The 16,920-nt window shown below is 71.2% G+C and carries 19 protein-coding genes, 1 tRNA gene and 1 pseudogene; 14 read left to right on the top strand and 7 right to left on the bottom strand.

All coding sequences use genetic code 11. The annotated features are described in order from the left end of the window. From AB0I49_RS34770 to AB0I49_RS34760, 3 genes and pseudogenes are all read right to left on the bottom strand, one after another. A pseudogene (locus AB0I49_RS34770) lies at nucleotides 1-389 on the bottom strand (hypothetical protein); the annotation flags it as partial. Between the two features lie 118 nt (nucleotides 390-507). Next, nucleotides 508-966, bottom strand: a complete 459-nt coding sequence (locus tag AB0I49_RS34765; protein WP_363231195.1) for a hypothetical protein — start codon at nucleotides 964-966, stop codon at nucleotides 508-510. After that, complete coding sequence (locus AB0I49_RS34760; RefSeq protein ID WP_363231194.1) at nucleotides 963-1,145, bottom strand: hypothetical protein; 183 nt, start codon at nucleotides 1,143-1,145, stop codon at nucleotides 963-965. Before AB0I49_RS34760 ends, AB0I49_RS34765 begins: the two co-directional genes overlap by 4 nt. A gap of 177 nt (nucleotides 1,146-1,322) precedes the next feature. On the opposite strand from AB0I49_RS34760, the gene AB0I49_RS34755 reads away from it, so the two are divergent. The 11 genes from AB0I49_RS34755 to AB0I49_RS34705 all read left to right on the top strand — a co-directional run bounded on the left by AB0I49_RS34755 (nucleotide 1,323) and on the right by AB0I49_RS34705 (nucleotide 9,797). After that, on the top strand, nucleotides 1,323-2,147 hold the full coding sequence (locus AB0I49_RS34755) for a helix-turn-helix transcriptional regulator (RefSeq protein WP_363231193.1): 825 nt from the start codon (nucleotides 1,323-1,325) through the stop codon (nucleotides 2,145-2,147). Next, nucleotides 2,144-2,350 (top strand): DUF397 domain-containing protein, encoded by a 207-nt coding sequence (locus tag AB0I49_RS34750; protein WP_363231192.1) that lies wholly within the window; start codon nucleotides 2,144-2,146, stop codon nucleotides 2,348-2,350. The genes AB0I49_RS34755 and AB0I49_RS34750 overlap by 4 nt, the downstream gene beginning before the upstream one ends. A gap of 148 nt (nucleotides 2,351-2,498) precedes the next feature. Continuing rightward, complete coding sequence (locus AB0I49_RS34745; RefSeq protein WP_363231191.1) at nucleotides 2,499-2,708, top strand: DUF397 domain-containing protein; 210 nt, start codon at nucleotides 2,499-2,501, stop codon at nucleotides 2,706-2,708. Next, nucleotides 2,698-2,919, top strand: coding sequence for a DUF397 domain-containing protein (locus tag AB0I49_RS34740; RefSeq protein WP_363231190.1), 222 nt, complete (start codon nucleotides 2,698-2,700; stop codon nucleotides 2,917-2,919). The genes AB0I49_RS34745 and AB0I49_RS34740 overlap by 11 nt, the downstream gene beginning before the upstream one ends. 482 nt (nucleotides 2,920-3,401) lie before the next feature. Beyond that, complete coding sequence (locus AB0I49_RS34735; RefSeq protein ID WP_363231189.1) at nucleotides 3,402-4,049, top strand: RNA polymerase sigma factor; 648 nt, start codon at nucleotides 3,402-3,404, stop codon at nucleotides 4,047-4,049. After that, nucleotides 4,046-4,615, top strand: a complete 570-nt coding sequence (locus tag AB0I49_RS34730) for a hypothetical protein (RefSeq protein WP_363231188.1) — start codon at nucleotides 4,046-4,048, stop codon at nucleotides 4,613-4,615. Before AB0I49_RS34735 ends, AB0I49_RS34730 begins: the two co-directional genes overlap by 4 nt. A gap of 353 nt (nucleotides 4,616-4,968) precedes the next feature. Continuing rightward, nucleotides 4,969-5,040: transfer RNA gene (locus AB0I49_RS34725), tRNA-OTHER, on the top strand. Between the two features lie 215 nt (nucleotides 5,041-5,255). Then, the gene (locus tag AB0I49_RS34720; protein WP_363231187.1) at nucleotides 5,256-5,600 is read left to right on the top strand and encodes a hypothetical protein; all 345 of its coding nucleotides are present in this window, start codon (nucleotides 5,256-5,258) and stop codon (nucleotides 5,598-5,600) included. Further along, nucleotides 5,600-5,995, top strand: coding sequence for a hypothetical protein (locus tag AB0I49_RS34715; RefSeq protein ID WP_363231186.1), 396 nt, complete (start codon nucleotides 5,600-5,602; stop codon nucleotides 5,993-5,995). Before AB0I49_RS34720 ends, AB0I49_RS34715 begins: the two co-directional genes overlap by 1 nt. Nucleotides 5,996-6,072: 77 nt before the next feature. Then, the gene (locus AB0I49_RS34710; RefSeq protein WP_363231185.1) at nucleotides 6,073-8,190 is read left to right on the top strand and encodes a hypothetical protein; all 2,118 of its coding nucleotides are present in this window, start codon (nucleotides 6,073-6,075) and stop codon (nucleotides 8,188-8,190) included. After that, nucleotides 8,187-9,797 carry a hypothetical protein gene (locus AB0I49_RS34705; protein ID WP_363231184.1) on the top strand — a complete coding sequence of 537 codons (1,611 nt, stop codon included), beginning with the start codon at nucleotides 8,187-8,189 and terminating at the stop codon, nucleotides 9,795-9,797. Before AB0I49_RS34710 ends, AB0I49_RS34705 begins: the two co-directional genes overlap by 4 nt. 60 nt (nucleotides 9,798-9,857) lie before the next feature. On the opposite strand, the gene AB0I49_RS34700 is transcribed toward AB0I49_RS34705, so the two are convergent. Beyond that, nucleotides 9,858-10,589: an SDR family oxidoreductase gene (locus AB0I49_RS34700; RefSeq protein WP_363231183.1), complete on the bottom strand. Its 732-nt coding sequence runs from the start codon at nucleotides 10,587-10,589 to the stop codon at nucleotides 9,858-9,860. Nucleotides 10,590-10,744: 155 nt separating this feature from the next. Here AB0I49_RS34700 and AB0I49_RS34695 point away from each other — a divergent pair, with 155 nt between their 5' ends. Continuing rightward, nucleotides 10,745-11,383 carry a helix-turn-helix domain-containing protein gene (locus AB0I49_RS34695; RefSeq protein WP_363231182.1) on the top strand — a complete coding sequence of 213 codons (639 nt, stop codon included), beginning with the start codon at nucleotides 10,745-10,747 and terminating at the stop codon, nucleotides 11,381-11,383. Between the two features lie 28 nt (nucleotides 11,384-11,411). Here AB0I49_RS34695 and AB0I49_RS34690 read toward each other — a convergent pair whose 3' ends face one another. Further along, complete coding sequence (locus tag AB0I49_RS34690) at nucleotides 11,412-12,875, bottom strand: PQQ-binding-like beta-propeller repeat protein (protein WP_363231181.1); 1,464 nt, start codon at nucleotides 12,873-12,875, stop codon at nucleotides 11,412-11,414. A 370-nt stretch (nucleotides 12,876-13,245) separates the two neighbouring features. On the opposite strand from AB0I49_RS34690, the gene AB0I49_RS34685 reads away from it, so the two are divergent. Both AB0I49_RS34685 and AB0I49_RS34680 read left to right on the top strand, forming a co-directional pair. Further along, nucleotides 13,246-13,455 (top strand): hypothetical protein, encoded by a 210-nt coding sequence (locus AB0I49_RS34685; protein ID WP_363231180.1) that lies wholly within the window; start codon nucleotides 13,246-13,248, stop codon nucleotides 13,453-13,455. 466 nt (nucleotides 13,456-13,921) lie between these two features. Continuing rightward, nucleotides 13,922-15,169, top strand: coding sequence for a D-alanyl-D-alanine carboxypeptidase (locus tag AB0I49_RS34680; protein ID WP_363231201.1), 1,248 nt, complete (start codon nucleotides 13,922-13,924; stop codon nucleotides 15,167-15,169). 115 nt (nucleotides 15,170-15,284) lie between these two features. Here the strand turns inward: AB0I49_RS34680 and AB0I49_RS34675 are convergent, their stop codons facing one another. Both AB0I49_RS34675 and AB0I49_RS34670 read right to left on the bottom strand, forming a co-directional pair. Then, entirely contained in the window at nucleotides 15,285-16,241 is a 957-nt protein-coding gene (locus AB0I49_RS34675; protein WP_363231179.1) for a YihY/virulence factor BrkB family protein, read from the bottom strand. A gap of 157 nt (nucleotides 16,242-16,398) precedes the next feature. Further along, nucleotides 16,399-16,872: a GtrA family protein gene (locus tag AB0I49_RS34670; RefSeq protein WP_363231200.1), complete on the bottom strand. Its 474-nt coding sequence runs from the start codon at nucleotides 16,870-16,872 to the stop codon at nucleotides 16,399-16,401. Nucleotides 16,873-16,920: the final 48 nt, after the last annotated feature.

Here is a 16,920-nt window from a genome sequence, read left to right as displayed (position 1 = left end):
GTGGCCAGGACGGCGCCCTTGTTGACGATTTCGGCGCGGTAATTCTGGTCGCCGGTCTTGGTGACGCGGGCTTCACTGCCGTCGGGGAGGGGGAGATTGCTGACCGCCGTCCCCGACGAGTCCCCGCCCCCGTGCCCGTTCCCGTTGCCGGTGGCCGACTTGGTGCCGGGCTTGGCGCCGGTCTTCGCGTCCGTCGTGGCGTCGGTCTTGCCGCTGCTGCTGCTTCCGTTGCTTGATTCGGCGGCGGCTGCGTGCCCCATGGTCTTCGCGCCGCTGTCGTCGGAGCCGGAGCATGCGGTCAGGCTGAGGCCGGCGGCGGCGGTCAGGGCGACGGCGGCCATGCGCAGGGTGCGGCGGCGGGTGGTGAGGGCGGTGGCCTTGGAGCGCATGTGCGTTTCCCCCGGGGGCAGTCGGCGACGTGGTCTCGTTGTTTCCTCGGTACGTCCACCACTGTGATCGCCCGCGCTACCACCGGAATACCGCCCCACTAACGCCCGGCTAACACGCCTACGGGGCAGCGGGGGCCGCCGTTGCCTCCGGCGGTTCCAGGGTCAGGTGGTCGCAGCGGGTGCGCCGGTAGCGCCGGTGGCCGGTGGCGTCGGCGTGCTGCCGCACCCATACGCCTACGGCGTCCGAGGTACCCAGCTCCCCCGACTCCGCGCCGCACTTGGCGTCGCACTTGGCATCGCCGTCGGCGAGACACACGGCGCTGTACGCGGGCCGGGCCACGAGAACTTCGTTCCGGCCGCCGCCCTTGTCTCCGAGCCGGATGGCGGTGTCCGGCTTACCCCTCCCCGCCAGGTGCTCCGGGCACCGGCACGGCGGAAACCCCATGCCGGCGGGCGGGAGACCCGAACCAATCGCCGTTCCCCCAAGCCGGCTCCCCGACTTGAGCACCACCAGCACCCCGTCGCCGCCGCTCTCCGCCATCATCCGCGCCAATGCCGCCCGTGCCGTGCTCTTCATACGTCCAACCGCCTCAGTCCGTGCCGCACTCTGTCCGCCAGCTCCTTCGTGGGTTCCGCGTACGTACGCGGAACCCACTCCGGCGCTATGCGCCAGAGGCCGCCGGCCTGGATCAGCTCGTACAGCGCGTCGGCGTCCCTGCTCGACACCGGGTGCTCGTCCTTGGGTACACGGGTCACCACACTCTCCTAACTGTCCGTGAACAGATGACCTCAGCCTGCAACATCGCCGCATGCTGTGGAAGAGTTCCAGCGCCCAACCTGAGAGCTGGTCACCTCGATGCGTAAGCAGCTCCCTGAACAGTGCGGGCAGCGGTCGGTGCCATGGTTCCCAGACGGTTGGTCAGGAGGCTGCTGATGCAGGAAGTTGACGACGCCACGGGGCGCACCCCGAGAGAACGGTTCGGCGACGCGGTAAAAGCTCACCGCAAAGCATGGCCGGGCCAGATGACGCAGACGCAATTGGCGCGAAAGGCGAGGATGTCGAAATCCGCCATCTCTCGTATCGAACGTGCCGTGCCGCCGATCCCCAACGGACTTCCAGCACTGCTGGATGAAATCTTCCAGACGGACGGCTTGTTCAAGCGGCTGCACGACGAGGTGACCGCGGAATCGTTCCCCGTGGTGTATCGCCACCGGATGGCGCTGGAACGGCAAGCCATCACCATTCTGGAGTGGTCACCCACGGTGGTCCCGGGGATGTTCCAGACCGCGAGCTACGCTCGGGCACTGTTCCGCGGCGGCGATCGCCGCGCATCCGAGGACGAAATCTCCGCTGCGGTGGCGGCCCGACTCACCAGGCAGGACCGGCTGCGCTCCGTCGCACCACCGGATGTCCGCGTTGTACTGTGCGAATCCGTGCTCATGAGAATCATTGGGTCGCGCGAGGTGATGAGGGATCAGCTCGCGGCGCTGCTGACTCATAGCCAGCAACTCACCACACGGCTACAGATCCTGCCGCTGGACGCCCCATCCCACTTGCTTGTGGACTGGCCCGTGTCCTTTCTGACCACCCCAAAGCATGTGACGTTGATGTGCGTGGAGAACTACCGCACGGCAGGTGTCCTCGAAGAGCCTGAACGCGTTCGGGCCGCAATGAGTGCCTACGATGATCTGACCGGGGACGCGCTGTCACCAGGGGAGAGCGCAACCCTACTGCGAGATCACATGGAGAGCCTGTGACTACCAACTCCGCCCCTACGTGGGTGAAGTCGACCTACAGCAGCCCCGACGGCGGCAACTGTGTCGAGTGGGCACCTTCCAGCGTGGCGACGCGCGGCGTCGTCCCTGTCCGCGACAGCAAGGACCCGCACGGCCCGGCACTGGTCTTCAACACCGCAGCATGGAGCAACTTCGTCGCATTCATCAGGACCACGGACGCCTGAGCCCAGCAACACCACGATCCCCCGCCGGCTTCGGCGGGGGATCGTCGCCACATTCGCAGGCTTCGCAGGCACCCGTCGGCGGCCTACCATCAGATGGGACGTAGCGCCGCGAGGCCGCGCAGCGACCTCTGAACAGCAGGGAGCAGCCTTGCGAAAGAGCGACCTCACCCCCAGGACATGGCACAAGAGCAGCTACAGCAACGGCAGTCAAAGCTGCGTCGAGGTAGCCGACGAATGCCCCGGCGTCGTCCCTGTCCGCGACAGCAAGAACCCTGACGGCCCCACCCTGATCTTCACCGCCGATGCATGGGCCGCATTCGTCAGCGAAGTGAAAAGCAGCGAACTCAATGCGAGCTAGCGACCTCAAGCATGTGACGTGGCGCAAGAGCAGCCACAGCAGCCCCGAAGGCGGCAACTGCCTCGAATGGGCACCGGTCATCGCAGCAACGCACGATGTCATCCCCGTCCGCGACAGCAAGAATCCCGGCGGCCCCGCCCTCCTCCTCTCGGTCGGCGCCTGGGGCGCGTTCATGGACGCCCTGAAGACCGACGCGTTCGATCGCGCCTGAGCTTGAGCTTTATCCTCGCAGGTCGAGTCGTTCCTCGAACTTGATCACTGCTGAGCGGCGGCGGTGAGACCGGCTCCAGGCCCCCGGGGCGCACGGACGGCGGCCCGGGGATGCGCTCCGCCCAGGACGCGGCGGGCAGCGGCTTCGGCTTCACCCTGCCGTCGTCGTCCACCGTCACGCGGCTCGGCCAGATCGCGGTGAAGGGCCTCGAACCGGCGTCCTCCCAGACCCTCCCGAGAACGCACAGCGACCACCTGCCGGTGGCGGCACGGCTCGATCCCGGAGCGCCGTCGAACGGCGCGAGCGGGATCGGAGAAGCGGAGACAGACACATCGTGTCACCCCTGTGGCCGCCTGGCTCCGGTGCGTCTCGCCGACCCTCGTCAAGCACGCCGGCGAGAAACCGGTGACACGGTGAAACAGTTCGCCTCCGTCCGGCCAAGTACCGGGTGTAAGGGATCACCAACCACCTAGGAGGCACTGGTGCCCTTGATACCCGAACGGGCCGCAGCGGCCCGACGACCGGCGAACCGGGCCGCCCCGCCACGGCCGGACGCCGCCGGCTTCGCGCTCTTCTACGAGGAGAACTTCGACGCCGTCCTCGGCTTCGTCACCCGGCGCACGGCCTGCCCGCAGGTGGCCGCGGACCTCACCGCCGACATCTTCGTCGCCGCGCTGGAGGCCGCCGGCCAGTACGACGCCAAGCGCGGGGCCCCCGCCGCCTGGCTGTACGGCATCGCCCGCAACGTCCTCTCCGCCCATTACCGCGGCAGCGTCCGTGAACAGCACGCGGTCGCCCGACTCAACGGGCGGCGGCTGCTGGACGAGGAGGACATCGCCGCCCTCGACGAACGCATCGACGCCGAACGCGCCGCCCGCGAACTGACCGAGCGGCACGCGGAGCTGATCGAACCGCTGCGCGCGGTCCTCGACCTGGTGGCCGCCGACGGCCTCAGCCCACGCGAGGCCGCACAGGCCCTCGGCCTCAACACCACGACCGTACGGGTGCGTCTGCACCGTGCCAGGCGCGCACTGCGCATCGCACACCCACCCGTCACCGACCGTACCGACCCGACCGGACCCACGACGAGCGCGGCCCGCGCAGAACGCACCCTGGAGGTTGTCTCATGACCACGCCGAACGGATTCAAGAAGCAGCTCGCGGAGGAACTGTCGGCCATGGCCACCGCCCCCTCCCCCGCCCCTGCCGCGCCCGTCCCCGCCCGCCGTCGGCGTACCCCGTTCGCCGTGGCCGCGGTGGCGGCCGCGGCCGCGGCGATCGTCGTGCCGGCCGTGAGCGGCTCCGGCAGCACACCCGCGTACGCCGTGGACAAGCAGGACGACGGCTCCCTGGTCCTCGACCTGAACCGCCCCGAGGGCCTGCCCGGACTCCAGGAGCAGCTGAAGAAGCTGGGCGTACCCGCGGTCGCCCTGAAGGCGGACAAGGGCTGCACCGAGGCTCCGCCCGCGGAGTACTGGGCCACCAAGTACCTGGCGCTGACCTCCGAACCCGGCAAGGCCCGCATCCGGCCCGACATGATCCCGCACGCCGCGACCCTGCTCATCGTCGCGGAGTTCAAGAAGGACGACTCGGTCAAGGCGGTCTCCTACCGGCTGGTCAAGAAGAACAAGGTCCCCACGTGCGCCGTCCCGGGCATCGGGGAGGGCGTCCTGGACCCGTCCGTCCGCGTCGGCTGACGCGTGTGCGGCGCCGCGGAGGACTCTGCGGCCCCGCAAGACGGTTCTCCTCCCGTACGGTGACGAGCAGCGTGGGCGTCGTGCGGGTCGCTCCTACCCGTAGGCACCGAACCGGCAACACACCCGCCGGCCGGACAGGCCATCAACAGACATGGAACCCGACCGGAAACCGCCGGCGGCCTCCTTGCCGTACCCAGGCGGCGACGAAGCCCCGAAGCGCAGGGCACCGTTTCACGCCGCGAGCGGCCTCACTCCCACCGCCGGTGCCCGGCTCCGCCGCGCCCGCGGCCATCGGAGCACCCCGGACCTTGTGTGATCATTTGCGTAACTCCGTTGCACACCACGGGATTTATGCGTCTGTGGTCCAGGGCAAGACGCCCGCCATCCAGCGGGAAATGCAGGTGCAAGGCCTGCCGGGCGCTCCACACCAAGGCCACGTACTCACCGAGTACGGAGCCTTCGCCACTCCCCCGCCCTCAGGGCTCCGAGAGGAGCGGCAGCTTGACAGCTGCCGCTCCTCCTCGGCCGTCTGCCTCCCTGGATCCGGACGTACTGGGCAGCGAACCAACCGTGGGTATTCGTCGCTGCGGTGCGCGCGTAGACCCATGGCCCGTCGGCGTTGAAGTCCCAGACCCCAGACGTGCCGGTGCTCGACGACGCGTCCGTCGAATTCGGCCGGCTCTACCGCTCGGCCGCGGTACTGGGCGCGGACGCCGGCCTGCCACCCGTGCGGCGACCGGAGGAGTGGGCCGGCCAGTCCGGCACTCGGGCCCCGCACCTGTGGGTCGCCGTCGACGGCGAGGAGCGCTCGACGCTGGATCTGTTCCGGCGCGACTGGGTGCTGCTGTCCGAGGACGAGCGCTGGGCCGCCGCCGCGACCCGTGCCGCCGAGCGGTCGGGCATCCCCGTCACGTTCGTACGCATCGGCACCGACGCGCATCCGGTGGAGCCAGCCGCCTTCCGTACCGCCTACGGCCTCGGCTGATGCAGTCCCTCGCGCCGGTGGCCGCCCGTTTCGGGGTCACGGTCAGCGTGGTGGAACCCGCCGCCGTCGCGACGCACATGGCCGACGGCCTCGACACCCGGGCGCTCTTCGGCCCGGACGATCCGTACCGCGAGCCGGTGGAGAAGTTCCTGCGGACCGCACAGTCGGAAATGGCGAACGCGCAATCGGCCCAGGCCGCGGCGGCGGTAGTGGTCGAGGCAGCGACGACCGACAGCCCCGCTTCCGCAGCCCCCGCTTCCGCAGACCTGGAAGATCTTGGGATCGCGCCTGAGGGGCTGTTCCGTACCTACGGAGACGTACAGAGAGGTACAAACCCGGCGGGAGCCCATGGCCTCGACGGTTCGTCGTCGGTGGCCGGTCAACGTGCTTGCTGAATCGTTCACTTGACGGTATCGCCTATCCTCCCCCTCACCACGCACATGGCCCCGAGGAGTTCCGCTGAGGGGGGAGCATGGCTGAACTGTACGGGCGGAAGGCACTGCTCAAGGATGTGGTGCCGTCGCTCGTAGGGCTGGATCACCACGGCAAGCGGCGTATTCCGCCGCCGCGCCAGGGGTACGCCCCCGTGCTCAGCTGCGTCGGCGGCCAGGGCAGCGGGAAGACCGCCGTGCTGGAGGCGCTGGCCGCGCAGTACCAGCAGCGTGTGCCGCAGGCGTACGCCGACCTGGGGGCGGCGGATTTCGGGCAGGCCGGGCTCGCCCCGGCCGTCGCCGCCGGTACGCCCAACGCCTCGACCGTCTCCGACCTGCTGTTCCTCCTCAGTTTCCGGCTCAGCAAGCATCCGCGCGACTTCGGCAAGGCGCTGGCCCTGCCCCGGCTCACGCAGGGACTGGTCGCCGTCAGCAGCTGGCAGGTCCAGGACGCCGGCGACGGCGTTCCCGTACCGGTACGGCCCGACGAACTCGACGCCGCCAGCCGCAGGCTGGGCGAGCTGATCCGGGGCAGCCAGCCCGACCCGACACAACGCGCCGTGCGGGTCGCGATGTGGGTGGACAGAGCCGTCCAGGCCGTCGGGCCGCTGGCGGGGCTGCCCGCCGAGATGGGCACGATGGTGCAGGCCATCGTCGAGACCGTGGCCACCGAACTCTTCGGGCAGCGCGCGCACCGCGCCGGCCTGGCCTGGTGGGCGACGCGCGACGTCGCGCCGATGGGGGACGCGTACGACCAACTGGGCGCGCTGGCCATGGACTTCCGGGGCGAGGGCGTCAAGCGCACCCGGTCCGAACGCTACCTGCTGGCCGCCCTGCTGGAGGACGTCGCGGACTACTACGGGCCGCTGCGCACCGCGAACTCGGTTCCGCGCCCGCTGCTGCTTCTGGACAACGTCCACACCGCGCCGGGCGTCAAGTTCCTCAAGCTGCTGCTGGCCGCGCACCACGACGCCGCGACGCCGCGCCGGGCGATGCGCCCGGTCGTCGTCACCACGGCCCTGGGGAAGGGCGACGACAGGACGCCCGACTCACGGACGATGCGCGGCCCGGTCTGGCGCGCGGAGCGGCCCGCCGGGAAGGACGGCTGGCTGCTTCCCGTACGCCTGGCGGCGCTGGAGCTGGACGACATCCTGTACATGTTCGGGGCGGAGAGCCCGCCGCCCGGCACCACCCAGCTGGTGCTGCGGCTCAGCGACGGCCGGGCCGCCATCGTGCACGCCCTGGTCGACGCCGTCATCGGGCAGCTGCGCACCGGCGGGGCGGTGCATCCGGCGGCCCTGCTCGACACCCCGGCCGCGGGGCGGCAGGACACGCCCGTACGCGCCTTCCTGCTGGAGCGGCTGCTCCCCGACGCCACCGCGCGCGGTCGCCTCACCTATTACGCTCCGGCGCTCGACGACGGCGCGGCCCACCAGCTGAGCAGCGCCTTCCCTCCGGGGGACCACGGGGCCGTGCCCGTGCAGCGGGCCAAGAGCCATCTGCGCGACAACCACTGGGAGCACCGCGCCTGGCCCGGTCTGGAGGGCCCGTTCGTCGGCGACCGCGCGCTGCGCGTGCTGCTGCTGCACGCCCTGCGCGACCTCGCCGGGCGGGCCCCGGAGGCGGGCCACTGGCGTGACATCCACCGGCGGCTGCGCCACCACTACGACCCGCAGGGCCTGGGCCCCGGCGCCGACACGCACGACACCCGCTATCTGCACCACTCGCTGGCCCTCGGCGAGACGGACGTGGTCGTACGGACCCTGCACCACCGCTTCGCGCAGGGCGACGCCCTCGCGTGGCTCGCCGCGGTCAACCTGGTCTGCGCCGCGCCCCACCCGCCGCCGGGCCTGCCGCCCCCGGCCGCGGACGCCCTGCCGTGCGCGGCCTGCGCGGCCGACAGCGGGCCCGTGCCCGTACACCAGGCCATCGAGCTGCTGGTGCTGAACCTGTGGCGGCAGTCCGCGCCGATGGCCGTGCCCGGGAGCGCGGCGATCGACAGCATCGGTCTCCAGTTGCTCACCCTGTCCCAGTACAGCGGTCCCGCACCGCAGGAGATCTTCTACCGCGCCCACGAGCAGTGGCCCGCGCAGTTGCGCGGCTGGGTGCAGGCCCCGGATCTCCGGACCGCCGTCGACGCTGAAGGGTCCGGCACATGAATCGACTGCTCGACGGCGTTCACCGCCTCCTGCTGCGCGTCGGCGCGCTCCTCCGCCGGCTGGTGCCCGCCGGAACGCTCTACCGGCGGCTGCTGGTCGCCGGCGTGATCGTGGCCGTGGGCGTGGGCGCGTACGTCCTCTCCGTCACCGTCTTCCGGCACGATCCCTCGTGCGGGGCGGGGGTCGAGGAGCGCGGCCCGCGGAAGGAGTGCACGGGCGTCACCGACGGCTCGGTGGTCTTCGCGCCGGCGCTGAAGCAGGTCACCGAGCGCATCAAGGCGGAGAACGACGCGGTCGCCGGCAAGACGCCGGTGACGATCGCGATGATGTTCCCGATGGTGTCGGACAACGCCGCCGAGCAGCGCGAACTCGTCGAACAGGCCCAGGGCGCGTACCTCGCCCAGTACCGCGCCAACCACCGCTCCAACAACCAGCGCCCGCCCGTCCGGCTGCTGCTCGCCAACCCCGGCCACAACTACGAGTTCTGGCGGCCGGTCGCCGACCGGCTCGCGTCGGCCGCGGCGTCCGGCCGCGAGAACCTGCGGGCCGTCGCCGGGATCAACATCAGCCTGGACGCCACCGCTGCCGCGATGTCCTACCTCACCAACACCAAGGGCATCCCGGTCGTCGCGGGCTCGCTCACGGGCAACGACTTCGCCAACACCCCCGAGCGCCCGCACGCCTTCCGCGGCCTGGCCCGCGTCGCCCCCACCAACAGCGATCAGGCGGCTGCCCTGGGGTCCTACGGCGCGGGCACGAAACCCGACGAGACCCTGGTGGTCGAGGACCTCCGGGAGGGCGACAACTACCTGTACACGCTGCGCCGGGTGTTCGAGCGGCTGGCCAAGGGGGCGAAGAACGCCCCCGAGACCTTCCGCTCGCCGGCGGACTTCAACAAGGAGGGCAACCTCTCCAACGACTTCCACCAGATGGTCGCGGACATCTGCACCTCCGCCGCGAAGACCGTCTACTTCGCCGGGCGGCCCGTACAACTGCGTCAGTTTCTGGTCGAGTTGGGGAACCGCACCTGCGACAAGCGCTACACGGTGATCACGGGTTCGCACGCGTCCACGCTGACCGTGGACCCCAAGTTCGCCCCCGAATGGGACTCCCTCACCAAGGGCGCCGGCATCACCTTGCGCTACGCGGCCCTGGCGCACCCGGCGGCGTGGGCTCCGGACGGCGGGACCAACGACGCGTCCCAGGAGGCGTACAAGGAGTTCAGCGACCTGGCCGCGGAGTTCGGGCCCGGCTCGGAGCACCCGATCGGCCCGGTCTCCCTGGTCGACTCCCGGACGATCGTCGCCTACGACTCGGTCACCACGGCGATCGCCGGCATCCGCAACAGCACCGTCGGCACGGTCCGGATGCCCACGCTCCCCCAGGTGGCCGACGGCTGGCTGCGGCTGCACGGCACCCACACGGTGCACGGCGCGAGCGGCCCGATCTGCCTCGACCAGTACGGCAACCCGTACAACAAGGCCGTGCCCATCGTGCACCTCGACCCGGTCACCAAAAAAGCCGTCTTCGATCGCCTCGCGTGGCCGGAGGGCCACCCGTCGCCGGCCAACTGCACGGCGCCGAACAAGCCCGGGAGCGGCGGCTGAACGGACAGACCCGCGCACGCCCCCGATGGGGGTTTCTCGGCGAAGCCGGTCGTCAGGGGCTCAGGGGCGGGCGTGGACACCCACGCCGCCGGAGACGACGAGGTTGTCGCCGGTGATGTAACTCGCCGCGGGCGAGGCGAGGAAGGCCACCGCCTCGGCGATGTCGGCGGGGACGCCCACGCGGCCGAGGGGAACGCCCTCGCCCCATGACTCGATCATTTCCTGGGAGACGCCCGCCTTGCCGTAGGCAGGGGTATTGATCAGCCCCGGACTGACGGCGTTGACGCGGATGCGGCGGGGGGCCAATTCGTGCGCGAGGGACCGTACGAGGGGCAGCAGGGCCCCCTTGGCGGCTGCCATCGCGGAGCCGAGCCCTTCGCCGGCGCCCACGGTGAAGACGACCGAGGCGCCCTCGTTGAGGAGCGGCAGCGCCTTGCGCAGGGTGAAGAAGCCGCCCTTGACGTTGATGTCGAAGAGCGCGTCGAAGGCGTCTTCGTCGATCGACTCGATCGGGCCGAGGCGGGAGACGCCCGCGTTGAGGAAGAGCAGGTCGAGGGAGCCGAATCGCCGCTGTGCCTCGTCGATCGCGTGGTCGAGGTCCGGCAGGGAGCGCGCGTCGGCCCGTACGGCCGTGACGTCGTCGGGCAGTCCGGCGTCGGCGAGGCCGTGGAGGCCGGTGACCATGACGCGGTAGCCGCGGGAGTGGAGCAGTTCGGCGGTCGCCTTGCCGATGCCGCTGGTGCCGCCGGTGATCAGAGCTGCTGGTGCGGATGAGGTGGATGGTGCGGACATGGTGCGCTCCTTCGCGTGCCTATAGGGGAGGGAGGAGGGGGCATGGCTGGTGTCGCTGTGCGGGCCGCCTTGATTGACACCGTACGTCTTGCTGGCAGTTGCTGCCAACCTTACGTGCGACTGCCAGCGTGGCAGCACTGGGCTAGCCTGGCGGCATGACGCAGGAAGCCAAGACCGCGACGGGCGCACCGGCCACCCTCTGGGACCGGACACGGCGACTGGCCTCCCAGGAGATCCTCGAAACGGCCCTGCGCCTGTTCACCGAGCAGGGCTACGACGAGACGTCCATGGCCCAGATCGCCCGCGAGGCCGGCGTCTCCCAGCGCACCCTCTTCCGCTACTTCGGCACGAAGGAGGAACTGCTCGGCAGCGACCAGCACCGGTTCGGGCAGGTCCTGATGGACACGGTCGGCGAACAGCCGGCCGACGCCGATGCCTGGGAGGCCCTGCGCGCGGGGATCGCCGCCATGCTGGCCCTGCACGACAGCCGCGAGCGGGCGTTGGAACGGTTCCGCCTCCTGCACAACACCGCGTCGCTGCGCGCCGGTTACCTCGAAAAGTGGATGCGGTTCCAGGCGGACCTGCTGCCTGCCGTCGAAGCCCGTATAAGCACCGGCACCACCAACACCCGCGCCAATGCCAACGCCGTCGGCGAAACGAGCCTGCGGGCGCGGGCCGTGCTCGCGACGGTCTTCGCGTGCCTGGACACCGCGACGATGGCGTGGGTCGACAACGGCGGCGAGGGCGACATCATCGATCTGTACGACGCGTGCCTGGCCGGGGTACGCGGCTGAAGCCTGGGGACACGGCCCGCCCCTGGCCTCAGGCGGTCACCGCGTACACGCTGCTGTCGTCACTGCCCACATAGACGGTCCCGTCCACCACGGCCGGCGACGACCAGAGGGCGTTCCCGAGGTCCACGCTCTTCCAGCGCTCCTCCCCGTCCGCCGCGCGGAACGCGTACAAACGGCCGTCGATGCTGCTGACGTACACCGTCCCCTCGGCCGCCGCCGGGCGCGTACGCACCATGCCGCCGGTGTCGGCCTTCCACCGTTCCCGGCCGTCGGCCGCGTCGAGGGCGTACACGCGTCTGTCGTCGCTGCCGACGTACACCGTCGAGCCGGCCACGCAGGGGGTCGAGGCCACGGGGGCGCCGATGAGACCGGCCCAACGCGCTTCTCCGTCCTCGGGATCGATCGCGTACACATTCCCGTCGTCGCTGCCGACATACACCATTCCGTCGGCGACCGCGGGGCGCCAGAAAGCCGGGCCTTTCGCGCTGGATTTCCGGGGGAATCTCCAGAGGATTCGGCCGCCGGCGGCGTCGACCGCGTACAGGTGGCCGTCGTCGCAACCGACGTATGCCACCCCTTCCGCCACCGCGGGCCCCCAAATGGCGGCGGAGGCGGAAATCGGGCACTTCCATCGCTGTTCGCCGGTCGTCGCGGCGATTCGGTACAGGATCCGGCCTTCCGCGCCGCCGCTGTTGACGTACAAGGAATCGCCTACGAGCACCGGCGACGACCATCCCAGCGAGGCCCCCGTGCGGAATTCCCATCGCCGTTCCCCGGTGTCCGCGTCGAGGGCGTACAGCTTTCGGTCGTCGCTGCCGACGTAGACCAGGCCCTCCGCCACCACCGGTGACGACCGCGACATCCCTCCGGTGGAGAACGGCCGCCGCCACGCCGGTTCCCCGGTGCTCGCGCGGACCGCGTAGACGTGCTGATCGTCGCTCCCGAAATACACCACGCCCTTCGCCACGGCAGGGGTGGAACTCACCGGCCCACGCGCCGTGAACCGCCAGCGTCTCCGTCCCGGCGTGAGGTGCGGGACGGCGGAGACCCGCCAGCCGGCGATTCCGAGGCCCACAGCGGCAGTTGCCGTGGCCGCGTTCGTCAGGAAGTTCCGCCGGGTCAGCCACGCGGCCGTACGCTCCAGATCCAGATCCAGATCCATATCCGGCTCCGGGGCCTCCTCCTCTGCGGCGGGCCGGGGTGGGGGCGTCTCCTCCAGTAGCCGGGACCAGGGCTTGGGCGAGACCGTGCCCATGTCGGCCCACCCGGCGAGTACGTGGACGACCTTCATCAACTGGTCGAGGTCGCGCGGATGGTGGCGGCCGTTGAACCAGTCGCTGAGCGTCCGCTCCGACACCCCGCTCCTCTTCGCCAGGGCAGCCCTCGTCGTACTCAGCCCCGACCGCGCCCGTACCTCCTTGGCCCGCTCTTCCAGGGCGACGAGTGCGCCGACGAGCCTGCCGGTGCCGTGCGGTGATCGCCGTGCCTCCACGGCCGGACCTCCTCGTGCCGCGGCCGGCCCGATGCCGGCCCCTCCCTCAGCGAGTACGGACGCGTCGGCGGATGCGTTCAGACGCCATCCGCCCTTCGGGAAAGCCTGGTTGCTCTCGGGAGATCGAGGCCGCTCTCGGGAGATCGAGGCCGCTCTCGGGAAATCCAGGCCGCTTTCGGGAAATCCGGGCCGTACGGCTGTTGCGGTGTCGGCGCCCTCCGACTCGGAGGAGTTCGGAACAGCACTGACCTGCGACGACCGCGGACGTCTCCGGAGTTCCTCGGGCCCGGCACGGCCCGTGTCGGCTACTGGAATCACGGGCGCCCATCCGGCGGACGGATCGGATGGGACGGATGGAAGGGGACTTCTCATGGAGCGTGTTCCTCAGGCGGCGGACAGCGGCTCGGGGGTGGAGCGGTGCTCCGGCGGGCGACTGGGCTCGGTGCTCCGCTCCCGCGTGCCGCGAGCGCTGCTCCGCGGTGCGGCGGCCTGGGCAGCGGCCTGGGCGGGGCGCGCGTTCACCGCGGCGCTGGAGTCGGCGCTGACCGCCGTCCTCCTGTACGTGCTGCACAACCTGTAGGACCCGACCGGTCCAGGGGCTGTGAGCTTCGCTACCGGCCGGGCGCGCAGAGCAACCCCGGCCGGGCCCACGGCCTCTACAGAAGGGAGGCAATGAACGGCGTCACGGGCGCTGGCCTGTGCTGTGCGTCGGTGGTCGGACGCCCCCGGTCAGCGCCCCACGAAGGGTGATCCAGATGAATCAGCTCCACACTCCGAAGGCGGGCGGAAAGCAGGGGGCGGGGCGGCTGGGCTTCGTGGGGCCGAGGGCAGCCGGGTCAAGATCAGGCTCCGGGGCCGGGTCGGGGTCCGGGGCGGGATCAGGCTCCGGGGCTGGGGCGAATACGGACACTGGTCCCATTGGTCCTGCGCGCGGGGTGCGATCGGGTGACTCGCTGATCGACACGCGGGGGCGCCGGGGTACGTTCACCAGCGTGCCGACGATTTCTCGTGTTCCGAGGGCGCCCAGGGTGCCGGGGGCCGCCGCGATGCGCTACGGGGCCGTGGCCCTGACCACCGCGTCCCTGCTGCTGCCCGCGCTGCTCACCGCCGCCCCCGCCCAGGCCGCCGACCGCACCGACGACAAGGGGAAGCCGCCGTCCAAGCCGCCGGGACAGATGTCCACGGTCGGCGGGGATCTCCTCGGCCGCCCCGGCCGCCAGGTGCAGCCGGAATCCGGCGCCCCGGCGCTGCCGAAGGATCTCTCCGGGCGGTCCTGGCTGGTCGCCGACGCCGAGACCGGCGAGATCCTGGCCGCCGAGAACGCGCACTGGCCGCTGCCGCCCGCCTCCACGCTGAAGATGCTGTTCGCGGACACCGTGCTGCCGAAGTTCCCCAAGACCCAGACGCACAAGGTCGCGCCGTCCGATCTTGCGGGGATGGGCGCGGGCAGCAGCCTGGTGGGCATCAAGGAGGATCTGACGTACACCGTCCACGACCTGTGGCGCGGCGTCTTCCTGCGGTCCGGCAACGACGCGGTGCATGTGCTGGCCGCGATGAACGGCGGCGTGCCGAAGACCGTCGCGGACATGCAGGCCCATGCGAAGGAGCTGCGGGCCGACGACACGCATGTCGTCTCGCCGGACGGCTATGACGAGCCGGGGCAGGTCTCCAGCGCGTACGACCTCACGCTCTTCGCCCGTTCCGGGCTCCAGAAGGCGGACTTCCGGGAGTACTGCTCGACGCCGACCGCCCAGTTCCCGGGCGAGGAGAAGAAAGAGAAGAAGGACGATAAGGACAAGAAGGGCAAGCAGGACACGAAGCGCGAGAGCTTCGGCATCCAGAACACCAACCGGCTACTCGTCGGCGACATCGGGCACGGCATCCAGCCGTACAAGGGCATCGCGGGCGTCAAGAACGGCTACACGACCAACGCCGGGTCCACGTTCACCGGCGTCGCGCAGCGCGGTGAGCGGAAGCTGCTGGTCACGGTCATGAACCCGCAGAAGGCGGAGGCCGACGAGGTCTACAAGGAGAGCGCCAGGCTGCTCGACTGGGGCTTCGCGGCGGCCGGGCACGTCAAGCCGGTGGGCATGCTGGTGCCGCCGGAGGGCGTGGGCGACAAGTCCGGCGGCAAGGCCGGCGCCAAGAACCGGGGCGGCGCTCAGGCGTCGGTCGCCGGTTCCGGTGGCGGCGGCATGGGCACCGCCCTGGGCATCGCGGGAGGAGCCGTGGTGGTCCTGGCCGCCGCCGCGTACCTGGTCCACCGCCGCTGGCCGCTCCGCCGCCGCTCCTGAGCGCCGACGGGCCGCGCCGGGACCACGAACCGGGCTCGCGCCGGGACCACGAACCGGGGCCGCGCCGGGACCACGAACCGGTCTCGCGCCGAAAGCCCCCGCCCGCCGGGCGGCCTCAGTCGCCGACAGCCGTGGCCCCGCTGGAGGCGGCCGACGGCGGGGCCGTAGCGGCGGGCCGCGCCTCCGGCGCGTCGGCGTCGGCGTCGGCGGTCGCCTCCCCCGCCGAAGCGGACGGGGTGGCCGTCCACGCCGCGCAGAACAGCGTCAGTTTTGCCGTGAAGCTGATCCACAGCAGCAGGGCGATCGGGGTGCCGAACGCGCCGTACATGCTCTTCGCCGCGACGCCCTGGAGATAGCCGCTGAGCAGCAGCTTCAGCAGTTCGAAGCCGATGGCGCCGATGAGGCCGGCGACGACCATGCGGCGGCGCGGCGGGGAGACGCCGGGCAGGCGGGTGAGTACGTAGATCATCAGGGCGAAGTCGGCGAGCACCGCGAAGCAGAAGCCGGCCACCGAGAGCAGCGCGCTGCCCACGCCGCCCTCCGCCAGGCCGATCTGCTTGGCCACCCAGCCCACCGCCGAGGACGCGAAGGCGGACGCGCCGAAGGAGACGAGGGCCACCCCGCCCAGGCCCAGCAGGACGACGGCGTCCTTGAGCTTGAGGACGATGGGGTTGCCCGGGTCCTCCTCCCTCTCCCAGACGGCGCGCAGGCACTCGCGCAGCGAGCTGACCCAGCCGATGCCGGTGAACAGCAGCAGCGCGCCCGCGACGACGCCGACCGTGGCGGCGTTGTCGACGAGGGAGCTGAGGTCGAGCTGGCCGGAGATGCCCGGCACCTGCTCCGCGAGCTTGTGCTGGAGGTCGCGCATCTGCTGCTTGCTGAGCAGCGCCGCCCCGATGGCCGCGCCCACCGTGATCAGCGGGAAGAGGGCGAGGAAGCTGGTGAAGGTGATCGCGGCCGCCAGCCGGGCCCACTTCACCCGTTCCAGCGTCTCGTACGAGCGCCACGCGTGGGTGCGCATCAGCCGGGCGATCACGGGGCCGATCCATGGCAGCCGGGTCAACCAATCCATGATCCACACCTATCCCTTTTGTCGGCGTTCATGCCAGTCGCCCCTCCCAGCGTCGGCTCCCCGCGCCGGTTCCCCGCGCCCGTTCCGCGCCTCCGTTCCCCGCCCCTCTCCCTTCGCCGCGTCCCTTCCTTCTCCGCGTCCCTTCCTTCTCCGGCGGTCACTCGCCCGCCGGGACCTGCCCGGTTTCCCCCGCCGGAACCCGCCCGGCCTCCCCCTCCGGAACCCGCTCCGCCCGGAAGACCAGCGTCCGAGTACCCCAGAACCGCAGACACGTCGCCAGCGCCATCCCGATCCCGGCGCCGGATACGGCATCCGCGCGGGCCGAGGTGAGGCCGAGACCGTAGTGCGAGAGCGCCAGACACAGGAGTTGTACGAGCGCGCCCGCGACGTTCACGGCGAAGAAGACCGCGAACCGGCGGACCCGGCGGACCCCGCCCACGGCGGCGGCGCGGCGGCGGTACGTGCCGATGGCGTTGCCGAGGTACGCCACCGTGCAGCCCGCCGCGAACGACAGCGTCTTCGCCGTCAGCGGGCCGAGCCCGGCCGGGCCGCGCAGCCACAGGAAGAGCCCGAGGTCGGCGGCGTACGCGGCCAGCCCCGCCAGCGCGAACCCGGCCGCCTCCGGCAGCATCGCCCGCGCCCGCCCGGCGAGCCCCGCGGGCCGCGCGGAGCCCGCGCT

This window comes from Streptomyces sp. NPDC050617 (assembly GCF_040654795.1).
Classification (GTDB): domain Bacteria; phylum Actinomycetota; class Actinomycetes; order Streptomycetales; family Streptomycetaceae; genus Streptomyces.
The sequence above is the reverse complement of the archived record's forward strand: the minus strand, read 5'-3'. Positions and strand labels throughout refer to the sequence as shown.

Coding starts and splice junctions, on each gene's coding strand:
- AB0I49_RS34765 (WP_363231195.1), bottom strand. CDS start 966: ATGAAGAGCACGGCACGGGCGGCATTGGCGCGGATGATGGCGGAGAGC.
- AB0I49_RS34755 (WP_363231193.1), top strand. CDS start 1,323: ATGCAGGAAGTTGACGACGCCACGGGGCGCACCCCGAGAGAACGGTTC.
- AB0I49_RS34740 (WP_363231190.1), top strand. CDS start 2,698: ATGCGAGCTAGCGACCTCAAGCATGTGACGTGGCGCAAGAGCAGCCAC.
- AB0I49_RS34730 (WP_363231188.1), top strand. CDS start 4,046: ATGACCACGCCGAACGGATTCAAGAAGCAGCTCGCGGAGGAACTGTCG.
- AB0I49_RS34715 (WP_363231186.1), top strand. CDS start 5,600: ATGCAGTCCCTCGCGCCGGTGGCCGCCCGTTTCGGGGTCACGGTCAGC.
- AB0I49_RS34710 (WP_363231185.1), top strand. CDS start 6,073: ATGGCTGAACTGTACGGGCGGAAGGCACTGCTCAAGGATGTGGTGCCG.
- AB0I49_RS34705 (WP_363231184.1), top strand. CDS start 8,187: ATGAATCGACTGCTCGACGGCGTTCACCGCCTCCTGCTGCGCGTCGGC.
- AB0I49_RS34700 (WP_363231183.1), bottom strand. CDS start 10,589: ATGTCCGCACCATCCACCTCATCCGCACCAGCAGCTCTGATCACCGGC.
- AB0I49_RS34695 (WP_363231182.1), top strand. CDS start 10,745: ATGACGCAGGAAGCCAAGACCGCGACGGGCGCACCGGCCACCCTCTGG.
- AB0I49_RS34685 (WP_363231180.1), top strand. CDS start 13,246: ATGGAGCGTGTTCCTCAGGCGGCGGACAGCGGCTCGGGGGTGGAGCGG.
- AB0I49_RS34680 (WP_363231201.1), top strand. CDS start 13,922: ATGCGCTACGGGGCCGTGGCCCTGACCACCGCGTCCCTGCTGCTGCCC.
- AB0I49_RS34675 (WP_363231179.1), bottom strand. CDS start 16,241: ATGGATTGGTTGACCCGGCTGCCATGGATCGGCCCCGTGATCGCCCGG.
- AB0I49_RS34670 (WP_363231200.1), bottom strand. CDS start 16,872: ATGCTGCCGGAGGCGGCCGGGTTCGCGCTGGCGGGGCTGGCCGCGTAC.